The sequence below is a fragment of the Paeniglutamicibacter selenitireducens genome, from assembly GCF_051550675.1.
In the GTDB taxonomy this organism is placed as follows: domain Bacteria; phylum Actinomycetota; class Actinomycetes; order Actinomycetales; family Micrococcaceae; genus Paeniglutamicibacter.
Genome location: NZ_JBPULF010000006.1, coordinates 223,288 through 238,249, shown reverse-complemented (window position 1 = coordinate 238,249; position 14,962 = coordinate 223,288). Strand labels below are relative to the sequence as shown.

Annotated in this window: 17 protein-coding genes and 1 tRNA gene; 11 read left to right on the top strand and 7 right to left on the bottom strand. The window is 64.0% G+C overall.

Features of this window, described 5'->3' with window-relative positions; all coding sequences use genetic code 11:
- Positions 1-116: 116 nt before the first annotated feature.
- Complete coding sequence (locus ACSYDW_RS12645; protein WP_438339078.1) at positions 117-932, bottom strand: HAD family hydrolase; 816 nt, start codon at positions 930-932, stop codon at positions 117-119.
- A 50-nt stretch (positions 933-982) separates the two neighbouring features.
- On the opposite strand from ACSYDW_RS12645, the gene ACSYDW_RS12640 reads away from it, so the two are divergent.
- On the top strand, positions 983-1,237 hold the full coding sequence (locus ACSYDW_RS12640) for a glutaredoxin family protein (protein WP_438339077.1): 255 nt from the start codon (positions 983-985) through the stop codon (positions 1,235-1,237).
- 83 nt (positions 1,238-1,320) lie between these two features.
- A complete protein-coding gene (locus ACSYDW_RS12635) occupies positions 1,321-2,031 on the top strand; it encodes a redox-sensing transcriptional repressor Rex (RefSeq protein ID WP_438339076.1) in 711 nt (236 codons plus the stop codon).
- Between the two features lie 95 nt (positions 2,032-2,126).
- Here ACSYDW_RS12635 and ACSYDW_RS12630 read toward each other — a convergent pair whose 3' ends face one another.
- Positions 2,127-2,900, bottom strand: a complete 774-nt coding sequence (locus ACSYDW_RS12630) for a hypothetical protein (RefSeq protein ID WP_438339075.1) — start codon at positions 2,898-2,900, stop codon at positions 2,127-2,129.
- A gap of 269 nt (positions 2,901-3,169) precedes the next feature.
- Here ACSYDW_RS12630 and ACSYDW_RS12625 point away from each other — a divergent pair, with 269 nt between their 5' ends.
- The 8 genes from ACSYDW_RS12625 to ACSYDW_RS12590 all read left to right on the top strand — a co-directional run bounded on the left by ACSYDW_RS12625 (position 3,170) and on the right by ACSYDW_RS12590 (position 9,912).
- The gene (locus ACSYDW_RS12625; RefSeq protein WP_438339074.1) at positions 3,170-3,832 is read left to right on the top strand and encodes a histidine phosphatase family protein; all 663 of its coding nucleotides are present in this window, start codon (positions 3,170-3,172) and stop codon (positions 3,830-3,832) included.
- 4 nt (positions 3,833-3,836) lie between these two features.
- Positions 3,837-4,463: a TlpA family protein disulfide reductase gene (locus ACSYDW_RS12620; protein ID WP_438339073.1), complete on the top strand. Its 627-nt coding sequence runs from the start codon at positions 3,837-3,839 to the stop codon at positions 4,461-4,463.
- A gap of 65 nt (positions 4,464-4,528) precedes the next feature.
- Positions 4,529-5,254, top strand: a complete 726-nt coding sequence (locus tag ACSYDW_RS12615; RefSeq protein ID WP_438339087.1) for a cytochrome c biogenesis CcdA family protein — start codon at positions 4,529-4,531, stop codon at positions 5,252-5,254.
- On the top strand, positions 5,254-6,873 hold the full coding sequence (gene resB, locus ACSYDW_RS12610) for a cytochrome c biogenesis protein ResB (RefSeq protein WP_438339072.1): 1,620 nt from the start codon (positions 5,254-5,256) through the stop codon (positions 6,871-6,873). The genes ACSYDW_RS12615 and resB overlap by 1 nt, the downstream gene beginning before the upstream one ends.
- Positions 6,874-6,881: 8 nt before the next feature.
- The gene (ccsB, locus tag ACSYDW_RS12605; protein ID WP_438339071.1) at positions 6,882-7,916 is read left to right on the top strand and encodes a c-type cytochrome biogenesis protein CcsB; all 1,035 of its coding nucleotides are present in this window, start codon (positions 6,882-6,884) and stop codon (positions 7,914-7,916) included.
- 297 nt (positions 7,917-8,213) lie between these two features.
- Positions 8,214-8,287 (top strand) — tRNA-Met (locus ACSYDW_RS12600).
- A 15-nt stretch (positions 8,288-8,302) separates the two neighbouring features.
- A complete protein-coding gene (locus ACSYDW_RS12595; RefSeq protein ID WP_438339070.1) occupies positions 8,303-8,605 on the top strand; it encodes a hypothetical protein in 303 nt (100 codons plus the stop codon).
- Positions 8,606-8,745: 140 nt separating this feature from the next.
- Positions 8,746-9,912 carry an RtcB family protein gene (locus tag ACSYDW_RS12590; protein WP_438339069.1) on the top strand — a complete coding sequence of 389 codons (1,167 nt, stop codon included), beginning with the start codon at positions 8,746-8,748 and terminating at the stop codon, positions 9,910-9,912.
- 66 nt (positions 9,913-9,978) lie between these two features.
- Here the strand turns inward: ACSYDW_RS12590 and ACSYDW_RS12585 are convergent, their stop codons facing one another.
- Complete coding sequence (locus tag ACSYDW_RS12585) at positions 9,979-10,398, bottom strand: PLD nuclease N-terminal domain-containing protein (RefSeq protein WP_438339068.1); 420 nt, start codon at positions 10,396-10,398, stop codon at positions 9,979-9,981.
- Between the two features lie 52 nt (positions 10,399-10,450).
- Between ACSYDW_RS12585 and ACSYDW_RS12580 the strand changes: the two genes are divergently transcribed.
- Complete coding sequence (locus tag ACSYDW_RS12580) at positions 10,451-10,720, top strand: DUF4229 domain-containing protein (RefSeq protein ID WP_438339067.1); 270 nt, start codon at positions 10,451-10,453, stop codon at positions 10,718-10,720.
- A 147-nt stretch (positions 10,721-10,867) separates the two neighbouring features.
- Here the strand turns inward: ACSYDW_RS12580 and ACSYDW_RS12575 are convergent, their stop codons facing one another.
- The 4 genes from ACSYDW_RS12575 to ACSYDW_RS12560 form a co-directional block, all read right to left on the bottom strand.
- Positions 10,868-11,344 carry a hypothetical protein gene (locus ACSYDW_RS12575; RefSeq protein ID WP_438339066.1) on the bottom strand — a complete coding sequence of 159 codons (477 nt, stop codon included), beginning with the start codon at positions 11,342-11,344 and terminating at the stop codon, positions 10,868-10,870.
- Between the two features lie 182 nt (positions 11,345-11,526).
- The gene (locus ACSYDW_RS12570) at positions 11,527-12,414 is read right to left on the bottom strand and encodes a 1,4-dihydroxy-2-naphthoate polyprenyltransferase (RefSeq protein ID WP_438339065.1); all 888 of its coding nucleotides are present in this window, start codon (positions 12,412-12,414) and stop codon (positions 11,527-11,529) included.
- Positions 12,415-12,533: 119 nt separating this feature from the next.
- The gene (locus ACSYDW_RS12565; protein ID WP_438339064.1) at positions 12,534-13,661 is read right to left on the bottom strand and encodes an AMP-binding protein; all 1,128 of its coding nucleotides are present in this window, start codon (positions 13,659-13,661) and stop codon (positions 12,534-12,536) included.
- 21 nt (positions 13,662-13,682) lie between these two features.
- Positions 13,683-14,648, bottom strand: a complete 966-nt coding sequence (locus ACSYDW_RS12560) for a 1,4-dihydroxy-2-naphthoyl-CoA synthase (protein WP_438339063.1) — start codon at positions 14,646-14,648, stop codon at positions 13,683-13,685.
- Positions 14,649-14,962 lie beyond the last annotated feature (314 nt).

The following is a 14,962-nucleotide window of genomic DNA, read 5'->3' as shown; positions in this document are numbered from 1 at the left end:
CGGGGCGGGGGGGGGGGGGGGGGGGGGGGGGGGCGCCCCCCGCCCCCCCCCACCTCTCTGCGTGTGCGGGGGATGGCATCGACGGCCCGCCGGCCGACGTCGACGGCGTACCGTCCTCAGGGGCGGCGCTGCACCTTGCCCAGGCTGCGCCACAGCCCCCATATCGCACCCGAGACACCTACCGCCTTCAGACCGAGGGTTGCGGCCTTGCGTCCGGTGCGAAAGTCATAGATCGGCCAGTTCCGGCGCCTGGCATGGAGGCGCAACTTCGCATCCGGGTTGATCGCCACGGGGTGACCCACTGCCTCCAGAAGCGGAATGTCGTTGTGGGAGTCGCTGTAACCCCAACACTCGCCCAGGTCGAGGCCTTCGGCCTCCGCAAGCTCCCGGACACCCTCGGCCTTCGCCTGCCCATGCAGGATCTCGCCCACCAACCTGCCGGTATATGCCCCGTCAACGTGCTCGACGCTGGTTCCCAGCGCGCCGCTGAGTCCCAGACGATGGGCCATGACCGAAGCAACTTCCAGCGGGGTCGCCGTCACCAGCCACACCTTGCGCCCGGCGTGCAAATGCTGTTCGGCGATGGCTCGCGTGCCGGGCCAGATCTTGGACTCGATGAACTCGTCGTAGATCTCATCGGCCAGCGCCTGCATTTCGGCGACGGGAAACCCTGCGACCAACGTCAGTGCCCGATCCCGGATGGCCTTGATATCCCCGAGGTGCTCACCCCGGGCCGCGAAGCGCAACTGGTGTGCAAGGAACCAGAGGATCTGGCGCAGCGAGAAGGCCTTGTGCCTGTACATCTTGCGGGCCAAGGGAAAGAGGGACGCGCCGCGCATCATGGTGTTGTCGACATCGAAGAAGGCGGCGGCGGTGCCTGTCGCTGCGGTTTCCGTCTCATCCGGCAGAGCATGTGTTGATGTGGCGGGCATCCCCACAGTCTATTGCACGCATTGTGCCGGGGCGCTGTAGCGTAGTTTTCATGAGCACAGCGAAGACACCCCACGAAATCACCCTGCTGGTCCGTTCCGGGTGCCACCTGTGCCACGCAGCCATGGAAACACTCGACGAGGTCACGGCCAGGATGGGCTACGAATGGCAGAGCGTTGACATCGACGAGCACGACGAACTGCTGGCCCGGCACTCGGAGGAAGTGCCGGTCCTCCTGATCGACGGAAAGGTCCGCGATTTCTGGGTCATCGATGCGCAGCGCCTCGAATCCCTGCTCGGGAGTTGACGCGAGCCAGTGCCGGTCGGCGCATCCGCTGCGGATGCCCCGCGGCGCGGTACCAGCCGTAGGTTCATGAAAAGATCCAAGGAATGAGTCAAAGCACGATGCCAACCCCGCAACACCGCCCGGCCGACGACGTCGTCGAGCCGCACGCGAGCCCCGCGACCGGCTCCCTCGAGCGGATTCTTCCCGAGGCCACCCTGGCACGGCTGACCCAGTACCTGCGGGCGCTGAACACGCTTCAATCCCAGGGGCAGACCAGAACCTCCTCCGGGGTCCTGGCCACGGAGGCCGGCGTCAACCCCTCGATCCTGCGCAAGGACCTTTCGCTGCTGGGTTCCTACGGAACCAGGGGAGTGGGCTACGTCGTCACGGAACTTGCGGAGCACATTTCCAAGGCCATGGGACTGACCCAAAAATGGCGCGTGGCGATCATCGGTGCCGGCAACCTGGGGCGTGCCCTTTCCGGATACGGCGGCTTCCGCAGCAGGGGCTTCGAAGTCGTGGCACTTCTCGACGCCGCGCCGGATGTCATAGGTACGCAGATCGGCGAGCTGACCGTTGCCGACACGAAAGACCTGTCATCGGTCCTGGAATCCATGCGGGCAAACATCGCCGTGCTCTCCGTCCCGGGGCCGGCAGCGCAGGACCTGTGCGACAAAGTCGTCGAGTGCGGTGTGCGAAGCATCCTGAGCTTCGCACCGGTCGTCCTGCAGGTGCCGGAGGGCGTGAACCTCAGGAAGGTCGACCTCGCAACCGAACTGCAGATCCTCGCCTATCACGGGCAGAACATCCTCTAGGCGCTTCGCGGTGGGCCAACGATCCTGCGCTTAACCGACGGGGGGGTCTTGAATGCGGGTTTCCCGCATTCAAGACCCCCCGTCGCAGGGGCTCCCTACCGGTAGCCTGCAGCGCGGGCCGCGCGCCGGGCGGCGATGTAGGCACTGGCCGGGCGCATCCAGGCGAAGACGACGCCGACGACGCCCACCAGGATGGACAGGATCGACAGGATCGTTCCGCCGAAGATGCCGAAGACGGAAAGCGCGGCGAAGACCGTTGCGAAAACTCGGGCCACGTTGCTGCCCTTGCGGATCATGAACGCCAGCAGGACATAGATGCCGAGCGAAACGACAGCGAAGACGATGACCATGGTGTGCGTGGCACTCAGGAGTGCATCGATCGACATTCCGGTTTCCTGGACCATCTGGTCGAACTCGGGCGTCGCGGAGAGCTGCTGGCGGATCAATTCGGTGTTGAAGCCGAAGATGGCGGCGATTAGTGACAGCACGCCCGCGGCGATGATGGTCCAGAACGCGGTGTCGAGTTCCTTGGGACGCTCGGTCGGCATCTGGGGTGCGGGGAAACTACCCTGCGGAGGCACCGGGAATCCGGAGCCGTACGGCTGCTGGCCATAGGGCGCTTGGCTCTGGGGTGGCTGGCCGTAGGGGTTGGGATTCTGGCCGTAAGGGTTTTGTCCGTACGGGGCAGGGTTCTGTCCATAGGGGCTCTGGCCGTACGGGTTCTGCTGCGGGGCACCGTACTGGGGAGCCTGTCCGTAGGGCGGAACGGCGGCGTTCGGGTCCTGCGGAGCGACCTGCCCGTACTGTGGCTGGCCCGGATTGGCGGGTGGGGTCTGCGGGTTCCCGGGTTCGTTTTCAGGTGTCGACATGGCCTGCTCCTTCGGTTTCGGTATGCGTCTTAAGCATCACAATATCCGTTGCCATCTGGATTTCTCCCCCTCCTAAAGGATGGTTTTTGGTGCGGAGGAATCCGGCAAAAGGTGGTTTCCGTCAAGGGCACGGTCTTTCGCCGCAAGGCCCTGTTGCCTGCGCGGTTGCCGTGAAAGGACTGATCGACGGCCGAACCCGGGTCACAGCAAGTGGCGGGGATCAAGTTTCCTGTTTAGGTAACCCACCAAAGATTTGAGACACTTGGAGCATGTCGACTGCTACTGTTCACCTTCTGCGTCATGGCGAAGTGTATAACCCGGACAGGGTTCTCTACGGTCGGCTACCCGAATTCCATCTCTCCGACCTCGGCCATGAAATGGCCGAGCGTGCGGCAGGGTATTTCACGGCCCAGCAAGAGGCCGGCGCGAACATCACCCACATTGTTTCTTCCCCGCTCGTTCGGGCCCAGGAAACTGCCAACCCGACTGCGAAGGCGCTTGGGTTGGACATCGTGACCGATGAGCGAATCATCGAGGCCGCCAACAGGTTCCAGGGCCTCTCACAGATCAAGCAGCGACTGAAGGAACCAAAATACTGGTCCTATGTCGTCAATCCCTTTCGTCCATCCTGGGGGGAACCCTACCGGGACCAGGTGGAACGAATGAAGACCGCCATTGTCGAACACCGCGATCGTGCGGTTGAACTTGGCGGTAGCGGGGCGCAAGCCATCTTGGTCAGCCACCAGCTGCCGATTTGGGTTACCCGCCGCGCAGCAGAGGGCAAGGCCCTCTGGCACGACCCGCGGAAACGCGAATGCACTCTCACCTCCGTGACTAGCCTGGACTTTGAAGGTGAAAGTCTGGTCGCCGTCCGCTATGCAGAACCCAGTGTCGACCTGTTGGTCAACGCCGCGAACATTCCTGGAGCCTGAGATCATGACCGATCCCACTTCGTCCCTGCCCTCGCGCGTGGGACGGCGTACTTTCCTGCGTGCCGCCATGCTCGCAGCCGCAGTGGTGCCGCTGGCAGCCTGCGTCGGCGAAGAGGACCCCCTGGCCAAGCAGGCCCGTGAAGGCAACAACAAGAACTACATCGCCGGCGACGGCTCCGTCCAGGAGTACGGACCGGATTCGCGGACCGAGCCCGTGAGCATCAGCGCCACCGCCTACGACGGAACGAAGATCGATTCCGCCGAATGGGTCGGCCAGGTGACGGTCCTGAACTTCTGGTATGCCGCCTGCGCACCGTGCCGTATCGAGGCACCGCACATGGTCGAGCTCAGCGACGAGTTCAAGGGCAAGGCCGGATTCGTCGGCATCAACGTCAGGGACGAAAAGGACGCAGCCGAGGCCTTTGAGCGGACCTTTGGCATCAAGTACCCGTCCGTCCAGGACACCGCGGGCGAGATCCAGCTGGCCATGACCAAGTACGTTCCGCTCCAGGCCGTACCGACGACCTTGGTCCTGGACCGGCAGGGACGGGTATCGGCCCGCATTCTCGGCGTTGCCGAGAAGCCGACGCTCAAGGCGCTGATCAACACGGCCCTCACCGAGTCGTTGTGATAGCCCCGACACTGGTTTCCGCGTTGGCGGTCCCGGCCCAGGGGAACCCCTTTGCCGAGATCATCATGGATGGCTCACTGCTGCTTGCGATTCCGATCGCCGTCCTCGCCGGGCTGGTTTCCTTCCTTTCGCCCTGCGTGCTGCCACTGGTTCCCGGATACCTGGGCTACGTCACGGGACTTTCCGGGGCAGACCTGGCAGACCAGAAACGCGGCCGCATGGTGACAGGCATCGGCCTGTTCATCCTGGGTTTCACGGCGGTCTTCGTGCTTGCCGGAAGCATTTTTTCCCAAATCGCGTACTGGATGAGGTTTGAGGGCGCCTGGGTTACCCAAGTCCTTGGCGTAGTTGTCATCCTCATGGGCGTGGTGTTCATGGGCGGCTTCTCCTTCATGCAACGCGAGGCCAAGATCCACCGAAAGCCGCCGGCCGGCCTCTGGGGAGCTCCCATCCTCGGCGTGACCTTCGGGCTGGGCTGGGCGCCCTGCATCGGCCCCACGCTGGCAGCTGTCCTGGCCATGAGCACTGGGCCCGACGCCAGCGTCGCCAAGGGCGCATTGCTGACATTCTTCTACTGCATGGGGCTGGGCCTGCCCTTCCTCCTGATCGCCCTTGGCTTGCGCCGAGGCATGGGCGCCATGAAATTCTTCCGGCGGCACCAGCTTGCAATCATGCGGTTTGGCGGCGGCCTGCTCATCCTCCTGGGTATCCTCATGGCCACGGGCCTGTGGGGCATCTGGGTCACACAATTGCAAGACTGGTTCGCCAACGAAGTCAGGTTGCCCATCTAATGGCAAAGCAAGATATGAAAAAAGACGTCGCGGTTCCGGCCCTCGGTTTCGTCGGGATGCTTCGCTGGGCGTGGGCCCAGCTCACCAGCATGCGCACGGCGTTGTTCCTACTCCTCCTGCTGGCAGTCGCAGCCGTTCCGGGTTCCGTTTTCCCGCAGCGGGCAGTGAACCCGGAGCAGGTCACGGCGTACCTGGCCAACAATCCCACGCTGGGTGCGTGGCTTGACCGCTTCCAGCTTTTCGACGTGTTCTCCTCGGCATGGTTCTCGGCCATCTATCTGCTGCTCTTCATCTCGCTCATCGGATGCATCCTGCCGCGCGTGAAGAAGCATGCAAAGGCACTGCGCACCCCGCCGCCACGCACCCCATCGCGGTTGAACAGGCTGCCACAGAACGGCACATTCGCGATCGACACGGCAGAAGCCTCGGGGATCGGCAACGAGCAGGTCATTGCCGACGCAGCCAAGCTGCTCAAGAAGCGCGGCTACCGCGTCGAGGCCCGGCCCGAAGAAGCCAACCCCTCAGTCGGCGCCGAACGCGGCTACAGCCGGGAAATCGGCAACCTCCTGTTCCATGTTTCCCTGGTGGGCATCCTCGCATCCGTCGCGGTCGGCGGATCGTTCGGCTACGGCGGCCAGCGCGTCCTGGTCGAGGGAGAGACCTTCGTCAATTCCCTCGTCTCCTACGACTCCTTCAAGCCAGGTACGTGGTTCAAGGAAGAATCGCTCACCCCGTACTCGGTGAAGCTGGACAAGTTCAACATCACTTTCGACAGGGAATCCACCACGCACTTCGGCCAGCCCATCGACTTCACTGCAGAGGTCGAAACGCGCCGCAGCCCGGATTCCCCGGTGGAAAAGGAAACTATTCGGGTCAACCACCCCTTGCGGATCAACGGTGCCGACGTCTACCTCGTCGGCAACGGCTATGCCCCCGTGGTGACAGTCAAGGACGGGGAAGGAAACGTGGCCTTCAGCGGGCCCGTTGTCTCGGTTCCGCAGGACGGGATGTACACCTCGGTGCTGGTCATCAAGGCACCCGATGCGAAGCCGGACCAGCTCGGCTTCCAAGGATTCCTGTTGCCCACCGCCATGACCGACGAAACGGGCTTCGCCATTTCCGGCGACCCGAACGCCGTCAACCCGCAGCTGCAGCTGAACTCCTACTACGGAGACCTCGGCCTCGATGACGGCGACCCGCAAAACGTCTATGTCCTGGATACGGACGAGCTCACGGAACTGAACAGCCGAAACCTTGACGCCGGTGGCATTGTCCTGGGTGCCGGGGAAAGCTACACCCTGCCGGACGGCAAGGGGAGCATTTCCTTTGACGGGTTGAAGCGCTTTGTCGGCCTCGACATCAACTACGATCCGAGCAAGCGCCCGGTGGCTATTTTTGCCGGTCTGGCCCTCCTGGGCTTGGCCATCTCCCTCTTTACTCCGCGTCGCCGTGTCTGGGTGAAAATCAAGACCTCGGTTGACGATTCGGGACGTGAAGAGCGGATAATCGAATACGGATTGCTGGCCCGTGGTGAAGACCCTCGCTTGGAATCGGAAGCGAAGGAATTGCGCAAGATTCTTGAGCAGCAGTGGCCCGCCGTCGTGCGAGCCGGAGTCTAGGAGACCTTATGGGAAACAAGTTGCCCACCATCAACGAGACGTTGGGGCAGTACAGCGATCTGTTCATGTTGCTGGCTGCATTCGTCTATGCGGTGGCGTTCATCGCCTTCGCCTGGGACCTGGCGAAGTCCAGCAAGCTGATCCGGGAAATTGACGCGGCCACGCTGGAAGCGGAACAGAAGGTTCTGGTCGCCGCCGGCGCCGGGAACTCGGCGCCCGTCGTAAACACCCCGCGTGGCGAGGAACTGGTCAACGACTCGATGGACTATGTCCCGGCGTCGGAGAAGCGCATGGCCGCGAAGGTCGCGGTATCGCTGACCTGGCTCGGAGTTCTGATCCACGGCTTTGCCGTGGTCAGCCGCGGTATTGCTGCTGGCCGCGTGCCGTGGGGCAACATGTACGAATTTCTGTCCACGGGCTCCTTCATCGTCGCGCTTGTCTTCTCCGTGGTGCTGCTGAAGAAGGACCTGCGATTCATGGGGACCTTCGTCATTGGACTGGTGACCGTCATGCTTTGTGGCGCCACCATGGGCTTCCCGACTCCCGTCGCCCACCTGGTGCCCGCCCTGCAGAGCTACTGGCTGATCATCCACGTGTCCATCGCGGTGGCGGCATCCGCCCTGTTCACCATCAGCTTCGCCATGAACGTCCTGCAGCTGGTCCAGCACGCCCGAGTCTCTGCCCTGGCGGCCGGCAAGCAGGACAAGTTCCCGTTCATGGGCCTGGTGCCGAGCGCCGGCGCACTCGAGAACTTTGCCTACCGCATCAACGCGGTTGCCTTTGTCATGTGGACCTTCACCGTGATGGCCGGAGCCATTTGGGCCGAGGCCGCCTGGGGCCGCTACTGGGGATGGGACACCAAGGAAGTTTGGAGCTTCGTGATTTGGGTGGTCTACGCAGGCTACCTGCATGCCCGTGCCACCGGCGGCTGGACCGGCGCACGTTCGGCCTGGCTGAGCATCATCGGCTACCTCTGCCTCGTCTTCAACTTCACCATCGTGAACATCTACTTCAACGGTCTTCACTCGTACGCGGGTCTGTAGTCCACGGAACACCGAATGGTGGCCCGCAGCTTGTGAACAACAAGCGGCGGGCCACCTTCACGTTAACCAGGCGCGTACTATCGGAGGGTCTCGTGTAGGTTTCCATCCGCGCCCAATCGGGATCGCCAGTGACAGTACTCACACTCAAGAATTTCGCGTTCGGAGGGAAACGGTCCTGTTTTGGGGTGGGTTTATCTCGCCAAAGGCCTGAATACTCGGTAAACCGGGCAAAATTCGACGAAACTTTCCCTCGATTAGGTCTACGGGCAAACCCCTGTTAGGGTTGGTACATACCGACGCGGGGTGGAGCAGTTCGGTAGCTCGCCGGGCTCATAACCCGGAGGTCACAGGTTCAAATCCTGTCCCCGCCACAAAGAAGAAAGCCCGTGATTCTGTTCAAGGATCACGGGCTTTCTTGCGTCCGGGCACAGGGGACGAACCGGCCCGAATTGGCGGCACCGCCGATGGTCCGGGGTTGCCCGAGCCCGATGGGCCTGTTAGGCTCGCCTCTTGTCGTCTCCGCAACGGGGACGGTACCTGGAAATCCCGAATACGGGAACCTGCAAGCACGTACTGGAAAGGGCAAGGACATGTTGAAATTCAATGCAACCGATCTCAATGACTTGTCCCTGCGCTCCTACCTGCGCCAGTACAAGCAAGAACCAAATCGCCGGTTGCCCCCTTTGTAGCCCCCTGCACGCCAGCAGGACTCCAAACCCCGCAACCGCACACCGGTTCGGGGTTACTTTTTTGGATCCGATCGTCTCCCCGAACCTTTCAACCTTTCCGCGAAGAGCGCGGCGAGGACCACATCACAGAAAGAGAAATCGTGGAGACCATCACCAGCCGGCTCAAGAACTGGGCGTCCATCCTGGATGAAAAGACCCGGGAGCAGGCAATCACCACCTCGAAGATGCCATTCATCTTCCCGCACCTGGCGCTGATGCCGGACGCGCACCTGGGCAAGGGCGCCACTGTCGGGTCGGTGATTCCGACACTCGGTGCCATCATTCCGGCCGCAGTGGGAGTGGACATCGGATGCGGCATGATCGCCGTGAAGACCCAGTACAAGGAATCGGACCTGCCGAAGGACCGCAGGCCGCTGCGCGAGGACATCGAACGCGCGATCCCGCTCTCGGCGGGCAAGTACAACAACAAGATCGTCGCGACGGCCCTCCCACGTGTCGAGGAGCTCAAGGCGCTGGCGGAGAAGGCTGGTTTCGACCCGGCAAGCTACGCCGGGCACTGGGCGCACCAGCTCGGGTCGCTGGGCTCGGGCAACCACTTCATCGAGGTGTCACTGGATGAGGAGGACTCGGTCTGGCTGTTCCTGCACTCGGGTTCGCGAGGGATCGGGAACAAGATCGCGACCAAGCACATCAAGGTCGCACAGCAGGTCGCCAGGAAGTACTGGATCGACTTGCCGGATCCGGACCTCGCGTACCTTGTCGAGGGAACGGTGGAGTTCGACGCCTACATCCGCGAACTGCGCTGGGCACAGCACTTCGCCCTGCTGAACCGGGAAGAAATGATGGACCGGGTGATCCGCCAGTTCACCGACTGGGTCGGGGGACCTGTCGATGAGCTCGAGCGCATCAACTGCCACCACAACTTCACGGAGAAGGAGACCCACTTCGGGAAGTCGGTCTGGCTTTCCCGTAAGGGTGCCATCCGGGCTCGTGAAGGGGATCCGGGGCTGATCCCCGGGTCGATGGGCACGGCCTCGTACGTGGTTGTCGGCAAGGGCAACCCGGTGTCACTCGATTCCTCGCCACACGGCGCAGGACGTGAGTACTCACGAAGTGCAGCCCGCAAGGCCTTCAGCATCGAGCAGCTGCGCGAAGCCATGGAAGGGATCGAGTACCGCGATACCGACGCGTTCATCGACGAGATCCCGGGTGCCTACAAGCCCATCGACCAGGTCATGGAGGATGCGGGTGACCTGGTGAGCGTGCGGCACAAGCTCCGCCAGATCATCAACGTCAAGGGCGACTAGCAACAAAGGCTGGGCGGGTCCGGAGAATTCCGGACCCGCCCAGCCTTCATGTTGTTCCTCGCGGTTCTAGGGGGTGTGGTGCGGCGTGTCCTCGGACGGATTGCCGCCCTCCTCGGGCTCGTCCTTCTTCTCCTCGGCCAGTTTGCGCTCGCGTTCCTTGAGCTCGGCCTCCTTGCGGCGGAGTTCCTCATCACGGGCTTTGTTGCGGCGCTGTGTCTCCAGATTGCGCAGGAACGCCTCGTCGTCGTCGGGGGCGCCTGTCGCCGGGCGGGATCCGGGCGCCTGGCGCTGAACACCGCCGGTGGTGGGGCGTCCAAGCCAGAACCAGAGCCCGGCACCGACCAACGGAAGCAGGATGATTGCCGCAATCCAGCCGGCCTTGGGCAGGGAGCGGACATCGCTCGACCGGGTGCGGACGCATTCGATCAACGCGTAGATGGTGACAGCAAGTGCGACCAATGAGCCAAAAATTATGTACCTGACCATAAATACAGTCTAGTGAAATTATCTGGGATCGGGCTGCGGATAGACTGGAGCCGTGCAGTTCTTAAAGTACACCGTGATCCGGTTGGCCCTTTTCTTCGTTGTTTTCCTCCCGCTGGTCTTTCTCCTGCGGTGGCCCGTCTACGTCTCGGGCCTTGTCGCGCTGATTGTCGCCTTCGCGATCTCCTACCTGTTCCTGAACAAGCTGCGGCTGGCGGCGAACGCAGACGTGCAGAAGATGTTCGCAGCCAACGGCCCCAAGAAGTCCAAGCGGCAGCTGTCCGACGAGGAAGCCGAAGACAGCTTCCTGGACGGCGACAAGTAGAATGCGCCCCTTCGGGGACATCGGGCCGAGGAAACCGTTCAACGTCGCCGCGGTCGGGCATGTGTTCATGCCGCCCCCAGGGTGCTCTGGTTCTCCCTCGGTCGGGCCGCTTCGGGAATCACCGGCCCGTCGGCTGCAGTAACTTGTCTACGAGGTCCAGGTAGTTGGCCTGCGGAACGAACCGCCCTGGCGGAAAGCTGCAGCCCGTCCCAGTGCTGCGCAGATTCCCAGCAACAGGGAGAAGCTACAAGGCTGAATCCATTCGCCATCCATGGAAAACCCCAGCACAGCCATTGGCAGTGCGGTGAACACTGCGAGGAACGCCGCAATGTGGATCCACGGCGAATGTGTGAACCGGAGAGACCGGTCCAGTAGCAAGGCCAGCGGCAAGCCGATGAGCATTGCGACGCCCACGCTGTACAGGGCGAATATCGACCAGAGCCCCAGGACACCGGAAGACAAGGTCCCTGGGTCGTCGGACAGCGTCGCAGACGAATAGATGGCGAATGCCAGCGAACTGCCCAGCCACAGCCCGAGGGTGACGAACCACCCCTTGGCAACCGCGGGGCCATCGATCGAAGGCTGGCCCGGACGTTTCTTGTAGCGTTGCTGCATCAGGTCCATAGAGCGTGGTCCTCCCTGCTGAATCCGGCTCTGCGAAAGGGGGCCGTCGGCTATCAAGGTGGTGACTGACCTGTGGTTCTTTCGCCATTGGGGCCATCCTAGCCCGTTAGCGGATGGCACAAAAAAGCGGTGGTGGCGGCTCCCGTCCGGAAGTCGACACCACCGCATCTGCGTTTCGGGTGTCAGGCCATGGCCTTGCCCATGGCGACCGCGGTGGTGAAGAGCACCGCGTAGGCAAGGTTGATGATGCCCGTCTGCTTCAGCACCGGGATCAGGGCGCCGGGTTCGTGCTTGCGCAGCATGATCCAGCAGGGGAGCAGGCTCGGCAGCACTGTCAGAAGCACCATCCACATCCACGGGTGCGTGCCGATCACCGTGACCGGCAACAGGACGGCAACGGCAAGCATCATCACGTAGCTGATGCGCGCGGTGGTGTCTCCCAGCCGCACGGCGAGCGTCATCTTGCCGACTTCCCGGTCCGTCGGTATGTCGCGCACGTTGTTGGCCATCAGCAGTGCCGTGGCAATCAGGCCGGTTCCGACAGCACCCAGCAGCGAGAGCACCGACAGCATGCCGGCCTGCGTGTAGGTGGTTCCGAGCGTTGCCACCAGGCCGAAGAAGATGAAGACGAAGACCTCGCCCAGCCCGCGGTAACCGTAGGGGTTCTTGCCGCCGGTATAGCCCCAGGCCGCAACGACCGCCGCGGCACCGACCAGCAGCAACGGCCACGAGCCGGTGAAAACCACAAGGAATGCGCCAACCAGGGCAGCTGCCCCGAAGCAACCGAATGCGGCGTTCCGCACGTCCTTCGGTTCTGCGAGCCCCGATCCGGTCAGCCGCAGGGGACCGACGCGAACGTCGTCGGTGCCCCGGATGCCGTCGGAGTAGTCGTTGGAGTAGTTGACACCGACTTGGAGCAGGAGGCCCACGATGAGGGCCAGGATCGCCTCGAACCAGGCAACCCTGCCGGTGATGTCCACCGCCGCAGCCGTGCCGATCACCACCGGGGCAATCACGATGGGCAGGGTGCGAAGTCGTGCACCGGCGACCCACTGGGAGAGCGTTGCCACTGTTAGTCCTCTCGATACTTCCGTCTAAGATCAGCCTCCATTCTCCCCCTGATGGCCGACGAGGGCGAAATCAGCAAGAAGCAGGCACCGCGGGGCAACCGCGGGCCGCCGGGCGCGGACTATTCGGGGGTGGCGGCCAGCAGTGCCCCGAGGGCCATGCGGTCGAACTTGCCGTTGGGCAGCAGCGGCAGGACCGGGAGTTGCAGGATGCGGCGCGGGACCGCAGCCGGCCCCAGCGCGGCACGCACGGCCAGGCGCACCGCGTCCGGGGTTGCCGAACCGCTGAACGCGGCGCCGACCTGCTGTCCCCACTGTTCGTGCGGCACGGGCAGGACCACCACGGACGTGACGCCCGGCAGTGCCTCGATGGCCTGCTGGATGGCGGCGGCCGAGACCTTGATGCCTCCGGTGTTGATCACGTCGTCCGCCCGCCCGGTGACCGAGAGGATCCCGTCCCGGTATTCGCCCAGGTCATCGGTGCGGTACCAGCGGGTGCCCTTGCCGTCGGTGCCGAAGTGCGCGGCGCTCAGGGCCGGATCGCCCAGGTAGCCCGAGGCGATGGTGGGCCCGCCGAGCCAGATCCTGCCGTCGACGGTTTTCACCTCGACCCCGGGCAGGGCCCGCGCGTCGTACACACAGCCGCCACTGGTTTCGCTCGACCCGTAGGTGAGGTGGATGTTCAGCGAATGGCGCGCCGCTTCATCGAGCACTGCCCGCGGGGCGCGGGCCCCGCCGAGCAGGATCGCGTCGAAGCGCTTGAGCGTGGACAGGGTTTCGGCATCCGGGTCGGTGAGCAGGCGCTGGAGCTGGGTGGGCACCAGGGAGACCAGCCGCCTGCCGTCGGTCAGGGCCGAGGCCGCCTCGTTGAACCCGGCCGCGTCGAAGCTCCGGTCCAGGTCCATGGCCCAGGGCCGCGTCCCGGCGTACAGGCTGCGGCTGAGCACCGAGAGCCCCGCGACGTAGTGCAGGGGCAGGGCGAGCAGCCACTGGCCCTCGAAACCCAGGTACTCGGCGGTGGCCATGGAGGAGGAAGCCAGTGCCTCCACGGACAGCGCCGTGCGCTTGGGCGTGCCGGTGGACCCGGAGGTGCGCACCACCGCGGCGATGTCCTCCAGGCCCTCCAGCTCCGCCTCGGGGACGAGGTTGGCCAGGTACTCGTCGGCCGTGGTGCCGGGAAGGATCTCCACGGCCGGGCCTTCCTCGTTGAGGGCTGCGGCCAGGACTGCGAGCGCGGATTCCGGGTTCATGGGCGGCGGGGTCCTTGGCCTCTAGAAGTAGTAGGGGTGCGCGGACCAGTCGGGATCGCGCTTCTCCAGGAAGGCGTCCCGGCCCTCGACGGCCTCGTCGGTCATGTAGGCCATGCGGGTCGCCTCGCCGGCGAAGACCTGCTGGCCGGCCAGCCCGTCGTCGGCAAGGTTGAAGGCGAACTTGAGCATGCGGATGGCCTGCGGCGACTGGCGGGCGATGTCCGCCGCGTACTGAAGGGCGACCTCCTCGAGGCGGGCGTGGTCGACGGCCTCGTTGACAGCTCCCATGCGGACCATGTCCTCGGCGGAGTATTCGCGGGCGAGGAAGAAGATCTCGCGGGCGGTCTTCTGGCCGACCTGGCGGGCCAGCAGGGCCGAGCCGTAGCCGGCGTCGAAGGAGCCGACAGTGGCGTCGGTCTGCTTGAACTTGCCGTGCTCACGGGAGGCGATGGTCAGGTCCGAGACCACGTGCAGGGAGTGCCCGCCGCCGGCGGCCCAGCCGTTGACCACGGCGATGACGACCTTGGGCATGGTGCGCATCAGGCGCTGGACCTCGAGGATGTGAAGGCGTCCGGCACGTGCCGGGTCGATCGAGTCGGCGGTCTCGCCCTCGGCGTAGCGGTAGCCGTCGCGGCCGCGGATGCGCTGGTCGCCGCCCGAGCAGAACGAGTGCCCGCCGTCCTTGGGGGAGGGGCCGTTGCCGGTGAGCAGCACCGTTGCCACGTCGGAGCTCATGCGGGCGTGGTCCATGACGCGGTAGAGCTCGTCGACGGTGCCGGGACGGAACGCGTTGCGCACCTCCGGGCGGTTGAAGGCGATGCGCACGGTCGGCAGGTCGCGGACGACGGCGCCTGAGTCGTCGCGCTCGACCTGGCGGTGGTAGGTCATGTCCTGGAGGTCGAAGCCTTCGACCACCCGCCAGCGCAGGGGATCGAAAATGTCTGAGACCTTGGCCGGCAGCTGGGGGTTTGATTCAACGTTGCTCACAGGTATGAATGCTAGTGCCTTACCCTTCGGCGTCGCGAAAGGGGGCCGCGGGGCCGGAAACTGTTCAACAATTTTTCGGGGATTTTCCGGGGTTCAAACGAACGCGCCAAAGACGCCTCTGACCAGCCGATTTGCGTGACCGGGCGGGCCGTTCACGACCCATGCTTCCTGTGTTCCGGGGCACAATCCAAGTGTATTTGTGGTCGTGAATGGGATATGTTTGCCGCTTGCGTCCACCGGATGTGTCACGGGCCACCCGGTACGCACTCCCGCCGGCCCCGGCGCGGGAGCAGAGCCTTATCGAAGGAGTCACG

Excerpts from the sequence above, each read along its gene's own strand:
- ACSYDW_RS12645 (WP_438339078.1), bottom strand. The coding sequence starts at position 932 with ATGCCCGCCACATCAACACATGCTCTGCCGGATGAGACGGAAACCGCA.
- ACSYDW_RS12640 (WP_438339077.1), top strand. The coding sequence starts at position 983 with ATGAGCACAGCGAAGACACCCCACGAAATCACCCTGCTGGTCCGTTCC.
- ACSYDW_RS12635 (WP_438339076.1), top strand. The coding sequence starts at position 1,321 with ATGAGTCAAAGCACGATGCCAACCCCGCAACACCGCCCGGCCGACGAC.
- ACSYDW_RS12630 (WP_438339075.1), bottom strand. The coding sequence starts at position 2,900 with ATGTCGACACCTGAAAACGAACCCGGGAACCCGCAGACCCCACCCGCC.
- ACSYDW_RS12625 (WP_438339074.1), top strand. The coding sequence starts at position 3,170 with ATGTCGACTGCTACTGTTCACCTTCTGCGTCATGGCGAAGTGTATAAC.
- ACSYDW_RS12620 (WP_438339073.1), top strand. The coding sequence starts at position 3,837 with ATGACCGATCCCACTTCGTCCCTGCCCTCGCGCGTGGGACGGCGTACT.
- ACSYDW_RS12615 (WP_438339087.1), top strand. The coding sequence starts at position 4,529 with ATGGATGGCTCACTGCTGCTTGCGATTCCGATCGCCGTCCTCGCCGGG.
- resB (WP_438339072.1), top strand. The coding sequence starts at position 5,254 with ATGGCAAAGCAAGATATGAAAAAAGACGTCGCGGTTCCGGCCCTCGGT.
- ccsB (WP_438339071.1), top strand. The coding sequence starts at position 6,882 with ATGGGAAACAAGTTGCCCACCATCAACGAGACGTTGGGGCAGTACAGC.
- ACSYDW_RS12585 (WP_438339068.1), bottom strand. The coding sequence starts at position 10,398 with ATGGTCAGGTACATAATTTTTGGCTCATTGGTCGCACTTGCTGTCACC.
- ACSYDW_RS12575 (WP_438339066.1), bottom strand. The coding sequence starts at position 11,344 with ATGGACCTGATGCAGCAACGCTACAAGAAACGTCCGGGCCAGCCTTCG.
- ACSYDW_RS12565 (WP_438339064.1), bottom strand. The coding sequence starts at position 13,661 with ATGAACCCGGAATCCGCGCTCGCAGTCCTGGCCGCAGCCCTCAACGAG.